The following is an 18,447-nucleotide window of genomic DNA, read 5'->3' on the forward strand; positions in this document are numbered from 1 at the left end:
CGGGAGAACCGGCCTATTTCTCGACGGACGATCAGTGCCGACTGAACGCACCTAACTCGGCGGCATAGGTGATCTCTGCCCTGGCGTCTGAAAGTGACTTTCCGTTCTCGGCAGAGATCAACCATGCCAACGCCTCATGGCCGCGCAACATCAGCTCGAAGGTGCGGCGCAGGAAGTCGGACCGCTTACGCGGAGCAAGGTGACGCCAGCCTTCGAGCGCAGCAGCAGCCGCATCGACAGCAGCCATGGCATGGGTCGCGTCGGCGGCATCGGAGACTCGGCGATGACCTCTACGGTTGCCGGGTCATGGACGGCGACTTTCGCTGGTTCTCTGAAGAGGCCGTAAGCGCCAACGGGACCTACGCGGTCGCCCCGGCAGGTGGCTCACGCACGCTGGTCACACACCATCCCGTGCCCCTCAGGGGTCGTGAACATCATGCCCACGACCACGTCAGGCGATGTGCTTTCCACGTGGCTCCGCGACCGACGCATCCGAGCCATCTCGTTCATCAGGTCGACTGCCGTCGGGCAAAACCTCCTGTGAGAAGCTGCACGGGACTCACGGTCGGGGCCACGTCTCCGGAAGGCTGTGCCCGCCATCGGCCACGAGAGCCGAGCCGGTGACGAACGACGCCGATTCGTGCGCCAGAAACATGACGCAAGCCGCGATCTCGTCCGGTGTGGCACTGCGTCCGATCGGGCCCGCCGCGGCGGCCGCTGCCTCGAACTCCAACTGCGAGCCGGTCGCCACATAGCCGGGGGCCACGACGTTCACGGTGACGCCGCACGACACCACCTCAAGGGCGAGCGCCCGGGACAGCCCCAGCAGCCCCGCCTTCGCGGCCGTGTACGTGGCCTGCCCCGGCATTGCGCTGACCGTGCCGGTGGTGGAGCCGACCGAGACGATACGGCCGTACCGGGCAGCCCGCATGATCGGTACCACGGCCCTACTCATCAGGAAAGCGCTGGTCAGGTTGCGGGACAGCGCCGTTTCCCAGTCGGCCAGAGACAGATCGGCGACGTCGTCGCCCGCGTCCCAGCCCGACGCCACGGACGTCATGCCGGCGTTGTTCACCAGCACGTCGACGCGGCCCCAGCGGTCCATCGCGGCCTGCACCAGGGCATCCGAGGCCCCGTCGATGGTGAGATCGGCGATCACACCGACCGCGGCGGGCCCCAGCTCCGCCGCTCGCTGGTGCACCCGCTCGGACGTCGCGCCCAACACGACGCGCGCACCCTCGGCGACCAGCCCCCTGGCCACCGCAGCGCCGATTCCGTCAGGGGCACCGGCTCCGGTCACGATGACTACTCGATCTGCGAAACGTGTCATGAAGGACAGCCCTTACGGATGAGGCCACTGTGCACTTACCAGTGGAAGTTCGGCGGACGGTTCAGCTCGTCTTCGGTGACGAGCGCCGATAGTCGGGGATCTTGACACCGCTCGCTGCGCTTCATCCAGCATGTGGCGTACACAGCGTCACCCGGGCCGCTCAGAGCATCGTCGACACCGGCGCAGGGTTCCCGGTCGGCCCAGACGCCGACCCGACGCGCTTCTCGCGGACCGCGGCTACGACCACGACAAGTACCGGCGCCTGCTGTGGTTGAGCCGTTGAGTTGATCTAGCCGTAGTCCGGCCCTGTGCCGGTCGCGATTCACAAGGTGCGGTTCAGTAGGGCGAGCAGCGCTGTCCAGTGGCGTTCCGCGGCCTCGGGGTTGTAGCCGTCGGTGTCGGCCTGGGTGTAGCCGTGGTGCGCGCCGGTATAGACCTCGGTGTGGTGGCGGACGCCTGCCGCCGTGAGCGCCTTGTCGAGGCGGTCGATCTGCTCGGTGGGCAGTGAGTGGTCCTGGTCCGCGTGGCCGAAGTACACCTCGGCGGTGATGCGGTCGGCCAGCAGGTGCGGGCTGTCGGGGGTGTCGGGTGCCAGGTTGCCGCCGTGGAAACCGGCAGCGGCGGCGATCTGCTGCGGGTAGGTGGCGGCAGTGCGCAGGGCCAGGCCGGCACCCATGCAGTAGCCGGTGGTGCCGGCGGGCCCGGCGGCGGCATGGGGGCAGTCGGTGAGCCAGCGCAGATAGGCAGCGGCGTCGTGCATCGCCAGTTCGGGGGTCAGCGCCTGCATGAGCGGTCGGACCTGCAGGAAGATCTCCGGGCGCTGGGAGAGGTCGATGAAGTCGGGCAACTCGAAGACGGGTGCTCGCCCGTGGCGGTAGAAGAGGTTGGGGACCAGGACGGTGTATCCGGCCCCTGCGAGGCGGTCGGCCATCCTTTTCAGGTGCGGGCGGATCCCGAAGGCGTCCATGTAGAACAGGACTGCGGGGTGGGGGAGGTTGTCGTCGGGGCGGGCCAGGTAGGCGTCGGCCGTGCCGTGCTGGGTGGGAATCTCGACGGTTGTCGCATGCACGGTGGTCATGGCTGCTTCTCTCTGTTTGTCGTGTGGTTCCGGCTTGTCGTGTGGTTCCTGCGTCGGGATGTCGGCACCTTTGGTGGGACCGTGCCGGTCTTCGAGGTCGCTCCCGGGCGAGCGCACACAGGGTGATGCGGGGATCAGCGCGCGGCTTCGCGCAGGTAGCGGGACGTTCCAGAAGGCGGCACCACCGGTCTGGCCGGTGGCGCCGCCTTCTGTCCACCTAAGGGGTTCCGGCCGTTGCGCCATCGCTTTCCCGCGCTTTCCCGTGTGGAGGTTGATGACTTGGCCGCCTCCGCGTAACTCACGCCTTGCTGCACGAGCCGGAAGTATTCCTTCCGCTCACGGGTCAGCAGAGCTGCGCCATGGCTCCGCGCAGCTGAGGGTGAGTAGGCCGTCATTGGTGCCCACCGAAGTTCAGTGACCCCGGGCTAAATGCCTCCGGGTGTGAGGCAGACTCACGTTGCGATCGCCGGAAGGCTAGCATGCCAGTAAGGCGATTTGGGGAGACGCGATGACAGTCCGCACAGGTGCGCGGTACACCGAGAGCCCCCAGAAGAAGCCCCGCGAGGTGGGGTTGCAAGGTGGGCTCGTCGACGGCGCCACTCGGCGCCCCGCCCTCAAGCGGCCGATCGAGCGGATCGCGCGACTGTAGGACCTTCAGCGGAATGGGGCGCGGGCTTTGCGGTCAGCACGCTCGGCTGCGCGGGCGTGGTGCGCAAGGCCTGGGCCGGCCGCCGTCGGCCGGCCCAGTACGGTCACCTACTTCCGCAAGGTGTTCGTCCCGCTCACTCGGCTGCGCCGCGACTCGTGCCACTTCCGCGCTTTCGCCACCGTCTCAGGCGACGTGCCCGCCCCCTTCCTCAGCCGGCCGTGCGCCTGCAGGTGCTGGACCGGACCGTCACGTCAGGCTGATGACGCTCGCGACGCGAGATCGAGAGCGATGTCGGTGATCATGTCCTCCTGGCCGCCGACCATCTTGCGGCGTCCGACCTCGACGAGGATCGCGCGGGTGTCGATGCCGTAGCGCTCGGAGGCCTTTTCGGCATGGCGCAGGAAGCTGGAGTAGACGCCCGCGTAGCCGAGCGTCAGGGTCTCGCGGTCCACCCGCACCTCGCGGTCCTGCAGCGGTCGTACGAGATCGTCGGCGGCGTCCATGAGGGGGAACAGGTCGCAGCCGTGCTCCCAGCCCATGAGGTCGGCGACCGCGACGAACGCCTCCAGCGGGCAGTTGCCGGCGCCCGCGCCCTGTCCGGCGAGTGAGGCGTCGACGCGGGTGACACCCTCCTCGACGGCGACCACGCTGTTGGCGACGCCGAGGGCGAGGTTGTGGTGGGCGTGGATGCCCAACTCGGTGTCCGGGGAAAGGACTTCGCGGTAGCTGCGAAAGCGGTCGCGGATGCCGTCCATCGTCAGGCGGCCGCCGGAGTCGGTGACGTATATGCAGTGGGCGCCGTAGGACTCCATCAGCTTGGCCTGGCGGGCGAGTTCAGCGGGCTCGGCCATGTGGGACATCATCAGGAACCCGGCGACGTCCATGTCCAGTTCCCGTGCGGCGGCGATGTGTTGGGCGGCGATGTCGGCCTCGGTGCAGTGGGTGGCGATACGCACGGAGCGGATGCCCAGGGCGTGCGCCTGCTTGAGGTCGTGGATGGTGGCGATGCCGGGCAGCAGGAGGGTGGTGGGCACGGCGTGGTGGGTGGCGTCGGTGACGGCCTCGATCCACTCCCAGTCGGTGTGGGCGCCGACGCCGTAGTTGATGCTGGAGCCGGACAGCCCGTCGCCGTGTGCGATCTCGATCGCGGCCACGCCTGCCGCGTCCAGCGCTGCCGCGATGGTGCGGGCCTGCTCGACGGTGTAGCGGTGGCGGACGGCGTGCATCCCGTCCCGCAGGGTCACGTCCTGGATGTACAGACGGGTCATCGGGCTGCGACCTCCGTGGCACGGTGGGCGGCCATGCGCTCCGCGGTACGCAGCGCGGCCGAGGTCATGATGTCGAGGTTTCCGGCGTAGGCCGGGAGGTAGTGGGCGGCGCCCTCGACCTCCAGGAAGACCGAGACCTTGAGGGCCTCGTCGGCGCCGGGGGCGGCGAGGGCGTGCAGCGGGTCGTCGGCCGGCACCCGCTCGAACTGCACCTTCTGCTTCAGCCGGTAGCCGGGCACGTACGTCCGCACACGGGCGACCATGTCCTCCACCGAAGCGGTCACTGCCGCCTCGTCGCAGTCGCCGACCAGGCAGTAGACGGTGTCCCGCATGATCAGCGGTGGCTCGGCCGGGTTGAGGACGATGATCGCTTTACCCGTCCTCGCGCCGCCGACCTTCTCGATGGCCGAGGACGTGGTCTCGGTGAACTCGTCGATGTTCGCCCGGGTGCCGGGGCCTGCGGAGCGGGAGGCGATGGAGGCGACGATCTCGCCGTAGTGGACCGGAGTGACCGCGTTGACGGCGGCGACGATCGGGATGGTGGCCTGGCCGCCGCAGGTCACCATGTTGACGTTGGAGGCGTCCACGTGGTCACCGCCGTTGACCGGTGGGACGACGTACGGCCCCAGCGCGGCGGGAGTGAGGTCGACGACCGTCTTTCCGTGCTCGCGCAGGACCTGGTCGTGACGACGGTGGGCGCCCGCGGAGGTGGCGTCGAAGACGATGCTCACATCCTGGAACTCGTCCATGGCCACCAGGCCGTCGATGCCCTCGTGCGTGGTGGCGACCTTGAGGCGACGTGCCCGCGCAAGACCGTCGGAAGCCGGGTCGATGCCAACCATGGCGGCGATCTCCAGGCTCTCCGACAGCCGCAGAACCTTGATCATGAGGTCGGTGCCGATGTTCCCCGAGCCGATGACGGCCACCTTGGTACGGGGCGAGGGTGTCGTGGTGGTCACTGCTGCTCTGCCTTCTGGTCGGGTGCGGGGGAAGCGAAGCCGACACGTACGGAGCCGAGTCCGGAGATCACCGTTTCGTAGCGGCTGCCGGGGAGGACGGCGACCATGGGGCCGAGAGCGCCGGTCAGTACTACATCGCCGGCGCGCAGCGGGTCGCCCATCGCGGCCAGCGTCGACGCGAGCCACACGGCTGCGTTCAGGGGGCTGCCGAGGCAGTCGGCGCCGCTGCCGTGGGAGACCTCCTCACCGTCGCGGGTGAGCGTCATGCGCACGGTGCGAAGATCGACCGAGGTCAGTGGCACCGGAGTGCCGCCGATGACGAACATGCCGGAGGAGGCGTTGTCGGCGACCGTGTCGACCAGGCTGATGTCCCAGTTCGCGATCCGGCTGTCGACGATCTCCAGGGCGGGCAGGGCGAAGTCCACAGCGCGCAGCACATCGGCGAGCGTCGTCTCGGGGTGCGGCAGGTCCGAGGCCAGGACGAGTGCGACCTCTGCCTCGATTTTGGGCTGGAGCAGCCGCCCGTGTGGCACGGTCCCGCCGTCGGGTACCGCCATGTCGGACAGAAGGGCGCCGAAGTCGGGCTCGTCGACTCCCAGCTGGTGTTGAACGGCCGGTGAGGTCAGGCCGATCTTGCGGCCGACGAGACGGCGGCCCTGAGCGAGCCTGCGCTCGACGTTGATGCGCTGTACGGCGTAGGCGGTGCTGAGGTCACCGGCGGGCAGCTGGTCGCGTACCGCCGGACACGGTGTGCCCGACTGCTCTGCTTCCCAGAGAGCGTCGGCCGTTTTGCGTGTCTCCGGGGAAGGCGCGTCGGGGGAATGGGGCGGCATGGGCAACCTCCGGGAGTGCGGGTCAAACCAATCCCTGGATAGACGACACACGGCAGATGCGGCAAAGTTTGTTCCATGTCACGGCACAGGGTGAACGGCACCATGCTGGAAAAGGCCATTCTTCTGCTGGAGTGCTTCAAGCCCAGTGGCGGACCGTTCCGTCTCACGGAACTTGCGGAGCGCGCGGGCCTCGCCAAGAGCACCACGTTCCGGCTGGTGGGCTCTCTGTTGGATCTCGGCCTGCTCGAGCGCAGCGAGGAGGGGTATCACCTCGGGGGAAAGCTCTTCGAGCTGGGATCGCTCGTGCCGCGCCGCCGTGACCTGCGCGAGGCGGCCCTTCCGTTTCTCCAGGATCTGTTCGAGGCGACGCGCGCCACCGTGCATCTCGGAGTGCGTGAGGGGCACGAGGTCGTCTACGTCGAGCGGATTCACGGTCACGAATCCCTCGCCCTTCCTTCGCGTATCGGCGGCAGCCTGCCCCTGACCTGTACGGGCGTGGGCAAGGCTCTGCTGGCCTTCTCGCCGGCCGAACTCACCGACGAGGTGCTCGCGGGCCCGTTGCCCCGGCTGACCCGCTATTCGGTGACCGACCCGGCCAGACTCCGCACCGCGCTTGAGCAGGTCCAGGTGTCGGGCCTCGCCTATGAGGAGCAGGAGGCCGCCGAGGGGGTGGGCTGCATTGCGGCCCCGGTGTTCGGGGCGGGCGGCAAGGCCGTCGCAGCGTTGTCCGTGGCAGTACCCCGGGCAAGCTTCCACCCGGCGCGGCTGGCTCCGGCGGTGCGCACCGCCGCGCTCGGTCTGTCCCGGACGCTGCGAAGCGGAGTCTGAGTCAGGCTCCGAAAGCAGGGGGTTGTGCTGGCAGGAAACCCGCTCTAGCGTTACTTGCATGCTAGTACGCCAGTTGTTGTTCAACTGGACCGGTGGAATCCGCCCCGCCGACATCCCGCGGCCGCTGCGGGCACTGGCGCCTCTATTCATCGAGGGACGAGATGAGCGACAACGAAGTCTTTGATGCCGACGTTCTGGTCGTCGGCGCCGGACCCATGGGTGCGACCACAGCTCTGGCGCTCGCCACCTACGGCGTGCGCGTGGCGATGGTGTCGCGCTGGACGTGGGTCGCGAACACCCCCCGTGCCCACATCACCAACCAGCGCGCGCTGGAGGTGCTGCGAGACCTCGGGGTGGAAGAGGAGGTTCTCCGGGTGGCGACACCCTGGGACCAGATGGGCGACATGCTCTTCGCCACCAGCCTCGCCGGGGAGGAGATCGCCCGGCTGCGGGCCTGGGGCACCGGGGACACGCGCAGGGGTGACTACCTCAGTGGCAGTCCGTGCCCCCTTGTCGACGTGGTTCAGCCCTTGCTGGAACCGGTGCTGGTACAGAACGCGGCCGCCCGCGGAACCGACCTCCGCTTCAACACGGAGTACCTGGGGCACGAGCAGGACGGCCAGGGCGTCACCGCGCGGTTGCAGGACAGGATCACCGGTCGCGAGTACACGTTCAGGACGCGCTATCTGGTGGGCGCCGACGGAGCTCGCTCGCAGATCGCCGAAGAGGCGGAGCTGCCTTTCGAGGGACGCATGGCCCGCGCCGGTACGGTCTACGTCCAGTTCGACGCGGACCTGAGCCGGTATGTGAAGCACCGGCCGAGCACTCTGCACTGGATCGCGTCCCCGGCTGCCGAGTTCGGTGAGATCGGCATGGCGGTCCTGCGAGCGGTCCGCCCGTGGGACCAGTGGATCGCCGGCTGGGGCTTCGACATGGCCGATGGCGAGCCCGAGTACTCCCCGGAAGCGCTCCTCGACCGGGTCCGCATCCTGATCGGAGACCCGGACATCGACCTGACCATCCGGTCCGTGTCCACCTGGTACGTCAATCAGCAGCACGCCCTGCACTACTCACGGGGGCGTGTCTTCTGCGGGGGCGACGCCGTTCACCGGCACCCGCCGAGCAGCGGCCTTGGGTCGAACACCTCCATCCAGGACGCGTTCAACCTCGCCTGGAAGCTCGCCTACGTCATCCAGGGGCACGCCGCGCCCAGCCTGCTGGATTCCTACTCGCCCGAGCGGGCTCCCGTGGGCAAGCAGGTCGTGGCCCGCGCCAACCAGTCCCGGCTCGACTACCGGCCGATTCAGGAGTGCTTCAAGGACCCGGGCGCGAAGGACCCCTTCGCCGCCGGAATGCGGCGCCTGAAGGACCCGGGGCCCGAAGGGGAACGGGTACGCGAGGCGCTCTACCAGGCCCTGGAGCTGAAACAGACCGAGTTCAGTGCCCAGGGAACGGAGCTGAACCAGCGCTACGAGTCGTCCGCGGTGGTCCCGGAACCCGACTCCGCCCCGGAGGAGTGGAAGCGGGACCGGGGCCTGTACCTGCAGGCCACCACACGTCCCGGCGCCAAGATCCCGCACGCCTGGCTGGTGGGCCGGGACGGCAGGCGCCTGTCGACCTTGGACGTCACGGGCAAGGGCAAGTTCAGTCTGGTCACCGGAATCGCGGGACAAGCCTGGTCCGCGGCCACCGACGAACTGGACGTCCCGTATCTGCGCACGGTCGTTGTCGGGGAGCCCGGCAGCGCCGACCCGTACGGCGAGTGGCACGGTGTCCGCGAACTCCCCGAAGGGGGCGCGCTGCTCGTGCGCCCCGACGGATATGTCGCCTGGCGGCACAGCGAGCCGGTGAACAACACCGGGGACGCCCGGAAGCTCCTCCAGCAGGCACTGGACGCGGTGCTCGGCTGGGAGACGACCCCAATCGAGGAAGCGAACCGATGACCCACGAAACGTACACGAGCGTCTGGTCGGACCTCGCCCAGGTCGAGTTCAGCCAGGGGTTCCTCCAGGCAGGCCCGTACCGCACGCGCTACCTGCACGCGGGCGACGACTCCAAGCCCGTCCTCCTGATGCTGCACGGCATCACCGGGCACGCCGAAGCCTACGTGCGGAACCTGGCCGCACACGCCGAGTACTTCTCCGTCTGGGCCATCGACTTCATCGGGCACGGCTACTCCGCCAAGCCCGACCACCCGCTGGAGATCAGGCACTACATCGAGCAGGTCAACGCCGTCCTCGACACGCTCGGTGCGGAGAAGGCGTACTTGTCGGGGGAATCGCTCGGCGGCTGGGTCACTGCGGCGTTCGCCCGACGGCAGCCGGAACGGGTGGAGCGCGTCGTGCTCAACACCATGGGTGGCACCATGGCCAACCCGGCGGTGATGGAGCGGCTGTACACCCTGTCGATGGAGGCCGCGAAGGACCCCTCCTGGGAACGCGTACAGGCTCGTCTCGAGTGGCTGATGGCGGACCCGTCGATGGTCACCGACGACCTCATCAGGACTCGGCAGGCCATCTTCCAGCAGCCGGACTGGATCAAGGCGTGTGAAGCGAACATGGCGCTGCAGAACCCGGAGATCCGCAAGCGGAACATGCTCTCCGACGACGACCTGCGCGCGATCCAGGCTGACGCCCTGGTGGTGTGGACGACGAAGGATCCCTCCGGCCCGGTCGACGAAGGCCGCCGCATCGCCGGCCTGATTCCCCACGGGCGCCTGGCGGTGATGGAGAACTGCGGCCACTGGCCCCAGTACGAGGATGCGGACACCTTCAACCGCATCCACCTCGATTTCCTTCTCGACCGCGACCAGGAAGACTGAGAGGAACCGGAACATGCCTCTCGCACTGACCTGCATGTCGCACAGCCCGCTGCTGGAGTTCACGCAGCCCCCTGAGGACGTGGCGAAGGAAGTGGACGCCGCCTTCGCCTCGGCCCGGGGGTTCGTGAAGGACTACGATCCGGAGCTCGTGGTGGTCTTCGGGCCGGATCACTACAACGGTTTCTTCTACGAGCTCATGCCGCCCTACTGCATCGGGCTCCAGGCCCGAGGCATCGGTGACTTCGGCACGGCGGAGGGACCGCTGAACGTCCCGCGGGAGACGGCCCACGCACTGGCGCAGGCAGCCTTGAACGCCGGCGTCGACCTCGCGGTCTCCCTCCGCATGGAAGTCGACCACGGGATCGTCCAGCCGTTGGAGATCCTTTTCGGTGCGCCCGACAGCGTCCCGGTGGTGCCCGTGTTCCTCAACAGCGTCGCGCCGCCCTTCACTCCCGTGGAGCGTGTGCGCGCCCTGGGACATGCGCTGGGCACCCGGCTGGCACAGAGCGACCAGCGGGTCCTTCTCGTCGGGTCCGGCGGGCTGTCCCACGATCCGCCGGTGCCCAGGCTCGCCGACGCGACGCCGGAGGCGGAGCAGCGGCTCATTTCCAACCGCAACCCCACCGCGCAGATGAGAGCGGCCCGCCAGCAGCGGATCATCGACGCGGCAGCGAGTTTCGCCGCCGGCGACACAGAACTCCAGGACCTGAACCCCGAGTGGGACAACGCGTTTCTCGACCACCTGGCCGCCGCCGACTTCGATGCGATCGACGCCTACAGCAATGACGACATCGTCGCCCGGGGCGGCAACTCGGCCCAGGAGATCCGATCGTGGATCGCCGCCTATGCGGCACTGTCGGCCGCGGGCCCCTACCAGATGACGTCGCGCTACTACCGGCCGATCAAGGAGTACATCGCCGGATTCTCGGTGACGACAGCTCTTCCCACCCGCGCGTGAACCGAGCCGCATGACGCAGGCCTCTGCCGACACCATGTGCGGCAGGGGCCTGTGAGTACAGCTGTGGTACGCGCAGAAGATCCTGTCAGAGCTGCGTCGGGCGCATGATCGCCAGTGTGCCGAGGATGTGGCGTTCCATCTCTCTGCGAGCGGTGTCGGCGTCGTGGTCCCACAATGCCTTCCGGATGCTCTCGTGGTCGTCGTGGCGGGCGTCGAGCGCGGCGTGCAGAGGATGATCAGCACCGGAAGTGTTGATCAGGAAGTCGCTGAGATCCCACATACGGTGACTGACCTCGGCAACCACGGCGGAACCCGCGAGCGTGTGGATCTGCGCGTGGTACTCGCGGTTGAGGGCGCGGTAGTGGTGGGAACGCGCCGCGGGATCAGTTTCGGAAGTGAGGTGCCCGATGCGCGCGGAAATGGCGTCGAGCCCGCGTAGCCCGGCCTCGGTGCAGCGCGTTGCCGCGAGGCCGGCGATGGTGCCTTCCATACTTGCGAACAGGGCGAAGAAGTCCTGGACTTCGTGCACTTCGTAGCGCGCAACCTCGCAGCCGACCTGCGGGATGATCGTCACCAGTCCATCCGCGGACAGCAGGCGCAGCGCCTCCATGACGGGCTGTTTACTCACCCCCAGTTCGGCACCCAGCTCGACGGCGGAAAGTCGCTGTCCCGGGCGGTACCCGCCCTCCAACAGCCGCTCCTTGATCTGCTCGTACGCCAGCGATCCCAGGCGCATCGGAGCCCGGCCACGGGCACCCCGAGGAGCGAACTGCGCTCCGGAAGCGCCCTCCGACCTGCGGTGACCGGGCTGCGGTGCGGTTTCGTCCCGTGCCATCAGATGTCCCCCGTGCCGAGCTTGCGAATTCGTGTGTCCAGGGTATTGCCCGCCGGTGTCGCCGAAGCTACCTTTTTGTTCTAGAAGGCTAGCATGCCAGTTACCGGGAATCTGGCGTCCGGAGGCGTGCGGATGCCCGTCGTCGGATCCCGCGCGGCCGACCAACTCACAGCGACTTCGGTCCGGCCCCATTCGCTTCGTGAACCCAGCCGCCGCCCAACAGTTCTCCGGAGGTCGCCATGACCGAGCTCGACCCTTCCCGCACTGCCGTGATCAACGTCCACTGGCAGCGGGACATCGTGACGGCCGACGGGGCCTTCGGCCCGTTCTTCGCGGAACCCGTCGAACGGCGCGGTGTCATCGCCGGCGCCGACCGGCTCAACCGCGCGGCCCGTGACGCCGGCGCCACGATCGTCTACACCCGGGTGGCGTTCCGGCCCGGCTACCCCGACCTGTTCGCCAACTGCCCGCTCCTCGCCCTCGTCGCCGAGCACCAGGCACTCGAAGACGGCACTGAAGGCGCCGCGATCGTCAAGGAACTCACACCCGAAGCCGGCGACCTGGTGATCACCCATCCTCGCGTCACCGGATTCCACGGCACCGAACTCGACGTCCTGCTGCGCGGCAAGGGCATCGACACCGTGCTCTTCACCGGCGTCGCCACGAACGTCTCCGTGGAAGGCACCGCACGCGAAGCCGTCAACCACGGCTACCGGACCGTGCTGGTCTCCGACGCGTGCTCCGCAGCCTCCGACGAGGCCCACCAGGCCACACTCGACTCCTTCGCGCTGCTCGGCGAGGTGAGCACCACCGACGCCCTGGTGGCGGCCTTGAAGGCGCGCACGCCATAGCCCCGCCTACCGCCCGGTCGTCCGACCACACCCCAGCGAACCCCACATCTCAGGAGACATCCGCCATGAACACGATGCTCACCGCCCGGCTGCACGAGATCGGCGCCCCTATGCAGCTCGACCGGCTGCCCGTTCCCGAGCCGCGGCCGACCGATGTCCTCGTCCAGGTCAAGGCATGCAACGTCGTACCGAACCTGGGCAACGTGCTCACCACGTACGCCGAGTGGTTTCCTTACCTGCCGCTGCCGAAGCTCCCGGCGGTCTTCGGCCTCGACTCCGCGGGCGTGGTCGCCCAGGTCGGCAGCCTGGTCACCGACGTCGAAGTGGGCGACCGGGTCTACGTCAACCCCGGCCTGTCCTGCGGAGCCTGCCGGGCCTGTCGCCGAGGCGAGGAGCCCAACTGCGACAACTACACCTTCATGGGCTACTTCTCCTTCGGCACCGACGGCCAGGACCGTTTCGACGCCTACCCCTACGGCGGGCTGTCCGAATACCTCACGGCGCCGCAGCGCAACCTCGTCAAGCTGCCCGACAGCGTCACCTTCGAGCAGGGAGCCCGCTTCGGCTACCTGGGTACCGCCTACTCTGCGCTGCGCAAGGCAGGTGCCGGACCGGGCCGCACCGTGCTCATCGACGGCATCTCCGGAACCCTGGGGCTGGGTGCCTGTCTCATCGCTCTCGGCCTCGGCGTCGGCCGCATCCTGGGCACCGGGCGCAACGCCGACCTGCTGCAAGACGTCAAGGCCCTCGCACCCGACCGCATCGACGTCCACGCCGCCGGCACCGGACCGTTGCCCGAGTGGGTACGCGAACGTACGGACGGCGAGGGCGCCGACATTCTGATCGACAGCCTTGGTCCCGGGAGCCCCGAGGAGTCTTTCGTCGAGGCGCTCTCCTCCCTGGGCCGTGGCGGAGTCGCGGTGAACATCGGGGGCATGATGGGGCGGCCTGCCCTCGACCTGTTCTCGATGATGTGCTCGCAGAACAGCGTCATCGGCAGCCTCTGGTTCTCCACCGGGGAAGCCCAGGACATGGCCGACATGGCCGGCAGCGGAGTGCTCGACCTCTCCGTCTTCGAACACCATGCCTTCCCGCTCGAGAAGATCAACAGCGCCCTCGCCGACCTGCCGTCCCGGCACGGCGGATTCACGAACTTCGTCTGCACACCCTGACAAGGTTGTTCGGCGGGGCGCGCCGACCTCCATGACGGCAGCGGCGAGGGTGCCGGGGGTCGGCTCGCGGCCGACTCTCGGGCGCCGGGGTTTTGCGGAATCTCCGTGACGAGCGACACCGGCGAAGTCACCGCCGAGGCCGTAGCCGTGACCGACCGGGATGAGACGGCTCCCGGCGGGCGGGTGGGCGCCGCGCGCTCGGCACCGCTTGTCTGCTCGGCGCGTCCACCTGCAAGTGTGGAGAAACTCGCGTGCCTCGACTGTCCGCCGGCCGCTACGCCTTCGTCTGGGGCGCCGGCGTGTCCTCGGGCCAGGGCAGCAGCGGCTGCGGCCGGCAGACGTTCACTGTGGAGCAGTGCCGTTCATGCCGTGCTCGACCGGCCAGCTCGTCAGCAGGTCGACCCGCTGTGTAGTCGAACGGTCACCGACCAGGTTGTAGACCCGGTTGGTCCGGCTCGGGTCCCGCCCGGCAGCGCCGGCCGCCTCGCCGATTCGCCGGTTCGCGTCGTCCAGCTCCTCCGGGGCGAGAAATTCCTTCGAGGGCAGCCAGCCGCCTGTCCCCGCTGGAGTTCGCCCACGGCGGCCGTGAAGCGTGCTTCACGGCCGCCGTCCGGAGGGCGCTGTTTCTAGGCGGCGATGCGGTGGGCTATCACCTTGGCCGTGGAGGCTGCGTCGTCCAGTGCCTGCTGGCGGGAGGCTTCGAAGAGGGGGATCAGCTGGGACATCGCCGGGTTGTGTACGGCCATCGTGAGTTCCGGGACGATGAAGTTCACGTCCAGGGCGAGCGCGTCGGCCAGAACGGCCGTGAGGTAGTTCTGCACGTATTCGTAGCCCTCGCGGGGCGTGCCCGGGGCGTAGGAGCCGCCGCGGCTGGCGACGACGGCGACGGGGGTGCCCTTGAGCCTGGAGCTTTCCACGCCGGCGGTGCGGCCGACGAGGACGATGTTGTCGAGCCACGCCTTGAGGGTCGAGGGAATCGAGTAGTTGTACATCGGAGCGCCGATCAGTATGGCGTCGGCGTTCTCCAGCTCGTCGATCAGCGTCAGCCGGTGGGCGAGGGCGGCGGCCTGGGCGGGGGTGTGCGTGGCCGGGTCGGTCTGGCCGGCGGTGTGGGCGTCGGCGGTGAGGTGCGGTACGGGGTTCGTGGCGAGGTCACGGTAGATGACCGTGCCCTCGGGGTGGTGCTCCTGCCAGGTCCGGCGGAAGGCGGCGGTCACGGCGCGGGAGGAGGAGGCGTCGCCGGAAAACAGCGAGGAATCGAGATGCAGAAGAGTGGCCATGGGATGTTCCTCAGGTGTAGCAGTGGTCGGGAATGCGGATGATCGGTGACGGTCCGCGTAGCGAGGGCGGTCTCGCGATCACCCGGCCGGGTTTGCCGGGCGGAAGGTGAGCTGTGGCGCCTCGGATTCAGGCGCTGGTCAGGAGGCGAGGACGAGCGTGGCGGCGGCAGCGATCGCGATGACGGTGAGGATGATGGGTGCCATCGCGTTGCCGCGGGTCTCGGGGTTGGCGTAGTCGCCGGACTTGGCGTGGAAGCCGACGGCTCCGACGAGCAGGACTGCGAATCCCAGGGCGGCGGCAACGCCGATGGGCTGCCAGAAGAGACCGGCGATGAGCCCTGCGGCTGCGGCCAGCTCGGCCAGCCCGATGAACCGGACCAGCGGGGCGCTGAAGCCTCCGGGAGACTGCAACTGGGCTGGAATGCTGCCCTTGAGCAGGGCTTTCGGTAGTCCGGCGGCCAGCCCGACAACGGCGAGCAGAACGCTCAGTACGGCGGCGAAGACAAACACGGGTCATGCCTTTCTGGAGAGTGATTCGGACCGCCCGAGCTGTGAGGGACCGGCATCCGTGGAGGATGGGTGTGCCGGCGGGTTTTGCTGCTCACGCGTGAGCGTTGCTGAAGTGCGGTCTCATCGATGGAGAGCGCTGCTGCGCGGCAACCCGGCCGCGGGCCGGGCGCCGGCCGCCGCGGTGCGGCCGGTGACGGCAGACGCTGAGGCGGGACGGCTCGTCGGCGCCGGCCGCACCGCCTGTGGAAGGCGGAATGCGGCCGATCAGGTGAGGGGCTGTTCGGTGAAGTTCCTGAGCACCAGTGCGCCGGGAACCTCGATGAGGCGTCCGCCTTCGTCGATCCTGCCGAGTTCCACCGGCGACAGGCCGAGCGTGCGGGCGAGCTCGGCGATCTGGGAGCTGGCCTCCCCGGAGTCGCTGGAGACGAAGACCACGCGCTTGCCCTGGCCGGAGGGCACTTCGGCGGCGAGCGTCTGGGCGGGAAGGTGGTTGAAGCCCTTCACGATCTGGGCGCCGGGCAGGACCTCGGCCGCGTACTGCGAGGAGAGCCGACCCTTGAGGATGTCGCCCGCGTTGGGCGCGTAGTGCGCGTTGGTGGTGTCGACGACGATCTTCCCGTTCCAGTCGGGCAGGGCGTTGCCGAACGTCTCGACTGCGCCGAACGGGATGGCCATGAAGATGACGTCGCTCGCCAGTGCCTCGGTGAGCGTCACGGCCCGGACCGTGGAACCCCAGGAGGCGGCGAGTTCGCTGATCGAGCCCGGTCCGCGGGTGTTGGCGATGCTGACCTCGACTCCGGCCCGGGCGAAGAGACGCGCCAGCGCCGAACCGATGTTTCCGGTGCCCACGATGGCGTAGCGGGTGTCTGCAGACATGAGTGCTCCCTGTTCCAGTAATTGCTGAAGGCTGTCGAGGCGGCAGAGCAGCTTCGTCGTCCGGTCTGTTGTCGCCGCGTTTCTGTAGGCGGCTCCGACCTCCGCAAGCCATTTGGTTGAGGTGTTAACCAAACCGTACGACGGACTGGTTAACATGTCAACCAAAGCGGTAGGATGGGCTTCATGGACGAACCGCGATGGCTGGACGAGCGTGAACAGCGGGCTTGGCGCAGCCTCATGAAGATGCAGGCCGGCCTGTCCGAATACATCGAGCGGCAGCTGCGCACCCACAGCGGGCTGTCCACCGCCGACTACCAGGTGCTGGCGCACCTGTCTGAGGCGCCCGAGGGACGCCTGCGGTCGTTCGCACTCGGAGATGCGCTGCAATGGGAGAAGAGCCGTCTGTCGCAGCATCTGACCCGCATGCAGAACCGCAACCTCATCCGCCGCGAGCGATGCGCGACCGACCAGCGAGGGGCCGTCGTGGTCATCACCGAACAGGGCCGCACCCTCGTCGAGGCAGCCGCCCCGCTCCACCTGGCTGACGTGCGCAATGTGCTGATCGACCACGTGACCCCTGCGCAGATGGACCTGCTGATCGAATTGGGAGACCAGGTGGAGGCGCAACTCGCCGAGATCGATCAGAAACCGGGATGACCCCTTGCGTCCCCGCCGGGCTGCCGCCGACCGTGCCGTCAGAGTCTCGCCCGGGGTGCTGATGAGGGCCCGGCATCGCACCAACCGCCCTTACTGCGACACTCCCATCCAACAAAGAAGACGATGCGGGTCGACGAGCCTCGCCTTCAAAAAACGAACGTTTTCTGGAGATCACCGTGCGGGGGTCCGCACACCCCGCAGCCCCTTCAAAAAACCCTTCAAAAACCTGGGTCATTCAAGAACCCTCGACCACCGTTTTCTGACATGATCCGGGGTCATGAGTGAGACTCCGGAGCCGTCCGGCCACCCCGAACTCCTCGTTGCCGAACCGCTTGTCTGCACCGAGATCAAGATCGGGTACGCGCGGGTGTCCAGCGGCGGACAGAAGCTCGACCGGCAGATCGACGCCCTCACCACCGCCGGATGCCGGAAGATCTTCTCGGACAAGAAGTCCGGCAAGAACGCCCTCCGCCCGGAATTGAAGGCGTGCCACGCCTTCCTCGACGCTGGCGACACCCTCGTCGTCCCGTCGCTCGACCGCTACGGCCGCAGCCTCCAGGACCTCATCAACATGGTCGCCGAACTCCGGACGCGCGGGATCGGCTTCACCTCGCTGCACGAGAACCTCGACACCACCACCCCCGGCGGCCGACTCGTCTTCCACGTCTTCGCCGCTCTGGCGGAGTTCATCCGCGAACTCATCGTCCAGGGCACCCGCGAGGGCCTGGCCGCCGCCCGCGCCCGCGGCCGGGTCGGCGGGCGCCCCACCGTCGCTACCGAGGAAGTCATCCGCGCCGCCCGCGACCTGCTGCCCGACCCCGGCCGCTCCATCACCTCGATCGCCAAAATGCTGGGCATCTCCCCGGGCACCCTCTACAACCACATCCCCGACCTCCAAGACCTGCGCGCCTCCGCCGTCCCCCACCAGCTCGACGCTGCGGAACGGTGACCCCACGTGCCGATCCGTCCCTAGGACCGCGAGCGTTGTCCCGCCGACTGGCCGGACATCTCCAACGCCATCAACGAACGCGCCGGCTGGCGGTGCGAGTGTGAAGGCGAGTGCGGACGCGGCAGTCACCCCGGCCGGTGTCCCAACCGGCACGGACAGCCCGTGTACGGCACCGGTTCGCGGGTCATCCTGACGACGAGAGCGCGCACCTCGACCACACGCCGGAGAACTGTCACCCGGCCAACCTCAAAGCCATGCCAGGGCTGCCACCTGCACTACGACCGTAACCACCACGCCCGTACCCGGGCCCAGACCCGGCATACCGCGCTCGAAACCGGCGGGCAGCTGACGTTTGAGTTGTAGGCGAACGTAGCAAGATCAAGTGCTTAGCGTTACTGGCTGTTCCGCTAGTCCCCAAGGCCGGACAAGGTGCCGCCGAACCGGCTGGCGACGCTGGCGCGGGTCGGCCTGGGGTCGAGGGCGCCGATCCTGGAGCGCACGCCGGAGCCGAAGCGCACGGCGCTGCTGACGTCGGTGGTCGGCACCTGAAGGCGTCTGCGATCGACGACGCGTTGGATCTGTTCTCGGTGCTG

The 18,447-nt window shown here is 68.4% G+C and carries 18 protein-coding genes and 1 pseudogene; 9 read left to right on the plus strand and 10 right to left on the minus strand.

Annotated elements, in window-relative coordinates:
* Nucleotides 1-31 precede the first annotated feature (31 nt).
* The 3 genes and pseudogenes from OHS82_RS09050 to OHS82_RS09060 all read right to left on the minus strand — a co-directional run.
* Nucleotides 32-256: pseudogene (locus tag OHS82_RS09050) on the minus strand (aldehyde dehydrogenase family protein); the annotation flags it as partial.
* Between the two features lie 303 nt (nt 257-559).
* A complete protein-coding gene (locus OHS82_RS09055; protein ID WP_199863919.1) occupies nt 560-1,300 on the minus strand; it encodes an SDR family NAD(P)-dependent oxidoreductase in 741 nt (246 codons plus the stop codon).
* A 352-nt stretch (nt 1,301-1,652) separates the two neighbouring features.
* Nucleotides 1,653-2,408 carry a dienelactone hydrolase family protein gene (locus OHS82_RS09060; RefSeq protein WP_328433666.1) on the minus strand — a complete coding sequence of 252 codons (756 nt, stop codon included), beginning with the start codon at nt 2,406-2,408 and terminating at the stop codon, nt 1,653-1,655.
* Nucleotides 2,409-2,916: 508 nt separating this feature from the next.
* Between OHS82_RS09060 and OHS82_RS09065 the strand changes: the two genes are divergently transcribed.
* Nucleotides 2,917-3,057 carry a hypothetical protein gene (locus OHS82_RS09065; RefSeq protein WP_328433667.1) on the plus strand — a complete coding sequence of 47 codons (141 nt, stop codon included), beginning with the start codon at nt 2,917-2,919 and terminating at the stop codon, nt 3,055-3,057.
* 251 nt (nt 3,058-3,308) lie between these two features.
* Here the strand turns inward: OHS82_RS09065 and dmpG are convergent, their stop codons facing one another.
* The 3 genes from dmpG to mhpD are packed head-to-tail and all read right to left on the minus strand — an operon-like array spanning nt 3,309 to nt 6,117.
* Nucleotides 3,309-4,325, minus strand: a complete 1,017-nt coding sequence (gene dmpG, locus OHS82_RS09070; RefSeq protein WP_328433668.1) for a 4-hydroxy-2-oxovalerate aldolase — start codon at nt 4,323-4,325, stop codon at nt 3,309-3,311.
* A complete protein-coding gene (locus OHS82_RS09075) occupies nt 4,322-5,284 on the minus strand; it encodes an acetaldehyde dehydrogenase (acetylating) (protein ID WP_079041489.1) in 963 nt (320 codons plus the stop codon). The genes dmpG and OHS82_RS09075 overlap by 4 nt, the downstream gene beginning before the upstream one ends.
* Nucleotides 5,281-6,117 carry a 2-keto-4-pentenoate hydratase gene (gene mhpD, locus OHS82_RS09080; RefSeq protein ID WP_328433669.1) on the minus strand — a complete coding sequence of 279 codons (837 nt, stop codon included), beginning with the start codon at nt 6,115-6,117 and terminating at the stop codon, nt 5,281-5,283. Before mhpD ends, OHS82_RS09075 begins: the two co-directional genes overlap by 4 nt.
* Nucleotides 6,118-6,219: 102 nt before the next feature.
* Between mhpD and OHS82_RS09085 the strand changes: the two genes are divergently transcribed.
* The 4 genes from OHS82_RS09085 (at nt 6,220) to OHS82_RS09100 (ending at nt 10,724) form a co-directional block, all read left to right on the plus strand.
* Complete coding sequence (locus OHS82_RS09085; RefSeq protein ID WP_057582257.1) at nt 6,220-6,945, plus strand: IclR family transcriptional regulator; 726 nt, start codon at nt 6,220-6,222, stop codon at nt 6,943-6,945.
* A 161-nt stretch (nt 6,946-7,106) separates the two neighbouring features.
* Nucleotides 7,107-8,888 (plus strand): FAD-dependent oxidoreductase, encoded by a 1,782-nt coding sequence (locus OHS82_RS09090; RefSeq protein WP_328433670.1) that lies wholly within the window; start codon nt 7,107-7,109, stop codon nt 8,886-8,888.
* Entirely contained in the window at nt 8,885-9,766 is an 882-nt protein-coding gene (locus OHS82_RS09095; protein ID WP_057582117.1) for an alpha/beta fold hydrolase, read from the plus strand. The genes OHS82_RS09090 and OHS82_RS09095 overlap by 4 nt, the downstream gene beginning before the upstream one ends.
* A 13-nt stretch (nt 9,767-9,779) precedes the next feature.
* Nucleotides 9,780-10,724 carry a 3-carboxyethylcatechol 2,3-dioxygenase gene (locus OHS82_RS09100; protein WP_057582118.1) on the plus strand — a complete coding sequence of 315 codons (945 nt, stop codon included), beginning with the start codon at nt 9,780-9,782 and terminating at the stop codon, nt 10,722-10,724.
* A gap of 85 nt (nt 10,725-10,809) precedes the next feature.
* On the opposite strand, the gene OHS82_RS09105 is transcribed toward OHS82_RS09100, so the two are convergent.
* A complete protein-coding gene (locus OHS82_RS09105; protein ID WP_057582119.1) occupies nt 10,810-11,460 on the minus strand; it encodes a GntR family transcriptional regulator in 651 nt (216 codons plus the stop codon).
* Between the two features lie 338 nt (nt 11,461-11,798).
* On the opposite strand from OHS82_RS09105, the gene OHS82_RS09110 reads away from it, so the two are divergent.
* Together OHS82_RS09110 and OHS82_RS09115 are read left to right on the plus strand one after the other, a co-directional pair.
* Nucleotides 11,799-12,410 (plus strand): cysteine hydrolase family protein, encoded by a 612-nt coding sequence (locus OHS82_RS09110; protein ID WP_057582120.1) that lies wholly within the window; start codon nt 11,799-11,801, stop codon nt 12,408-12,410.
* A gap of 65 nt (nt 12,411-12,475) precedes the next feature.
* The gene (locus OHS82_RS09115; protein ID WP_057582121.1) at nt 12,476-13,582 is read left to right on the plus strand and encodes an alcohol dehydrogenase catalytic domain-containing protein; all 1,107 of its coding nucleotides are present in this window, start codon (nt 12,476-12,478) and stop codon (nt 13,580-13,582) included.
* 626 nt (nt 13,583-14,208) lie between these two features.
* Here the strand turns inward: OHS82_RS09115 and OHS82_RS09120 are convergent.
* The 3 genes from OHS82_RS09120 to OHS82_RS09130 form a co-directional block, all read right to left on the minus strand.
* Nucleotides 14,209-14,862 carry an FMN-dependent NADH-azoreductase gene (locus tag OHS82_RS09120; protein WP_057582122.1) on the minus strand — a complete coding sequence of 218 codons (654 nt, stop codon included), beginning with the start codon at nt 14,860-14,862 and terminating at the stop codon, nt 14,209-14,211.
* Nucleotides 14,863-15,000: 138 nt separating this feature from the next.
* Nucleotides 15,001-15,372, minus strand: coding sequence for a DoxX family protein (locus OHS82_RS09125; RefSeq protein ID WP_057582123.1), 372 nt, complete (start codon nt 15,370-15,372; stop codon nt 15,001-15,003).
* A 264-nt stretch (nt 15,373-15,636) separates the two neighbouring features.
* Nucleotides 15,637-16,248 (minus strand): NADPH-dependent F420 reductase, encoded by a 612-nt coding sequence (locus tag OHS82_RS09130; RefSeq protein WP_057582124.1) that lies wholly within the window; start codon nt 16,246-16,248, stop codon nt 15,637-15,639.
* A gap of 183 nt (nt 16,249-16,431) precedes the next feature.
* Here OHS82_RS09130 and OHS82_RS09135 point away from each other — a divergent pair, with 183 nt between their 5' ends.
* A complete protein-coding gene (locus tag OHS82_RS09135) occupies nt 16,432-16,905 on the plus strand; it encodes a MarR family winged helix-turn-helix transcriptional regulator (protein WP_057582258.1) in 474 nt (157 codons plus the stop codon).
* A gap of 277 nt (nt 16,906-17,182) precedes the next feature.
* The gene (locus tag OHS82_RS09140; RefSeq protein ID WP_057582125.1) at nt 17,183-17,854 is read left to right on the plus strand and encodes a recombinase family protein; all 672 of its coding nucleotides are present in this window, start codon (nt 17,183-17,185) and stop codon (nt 17,852-17,854) included.
* Nucleotides 17,855-18,447: the final 593 nt, after the last annotated feature.

Source organism: Streptomyces sp. NBC_00425, from assembly GCF_036030735.1.
In the GTDB taxonomy this organism is placed as follows: Bacteria; Actinomycetota; Actinomycetes; order Streptomycetales; family Streptomycetaceae; genus Streptomyces.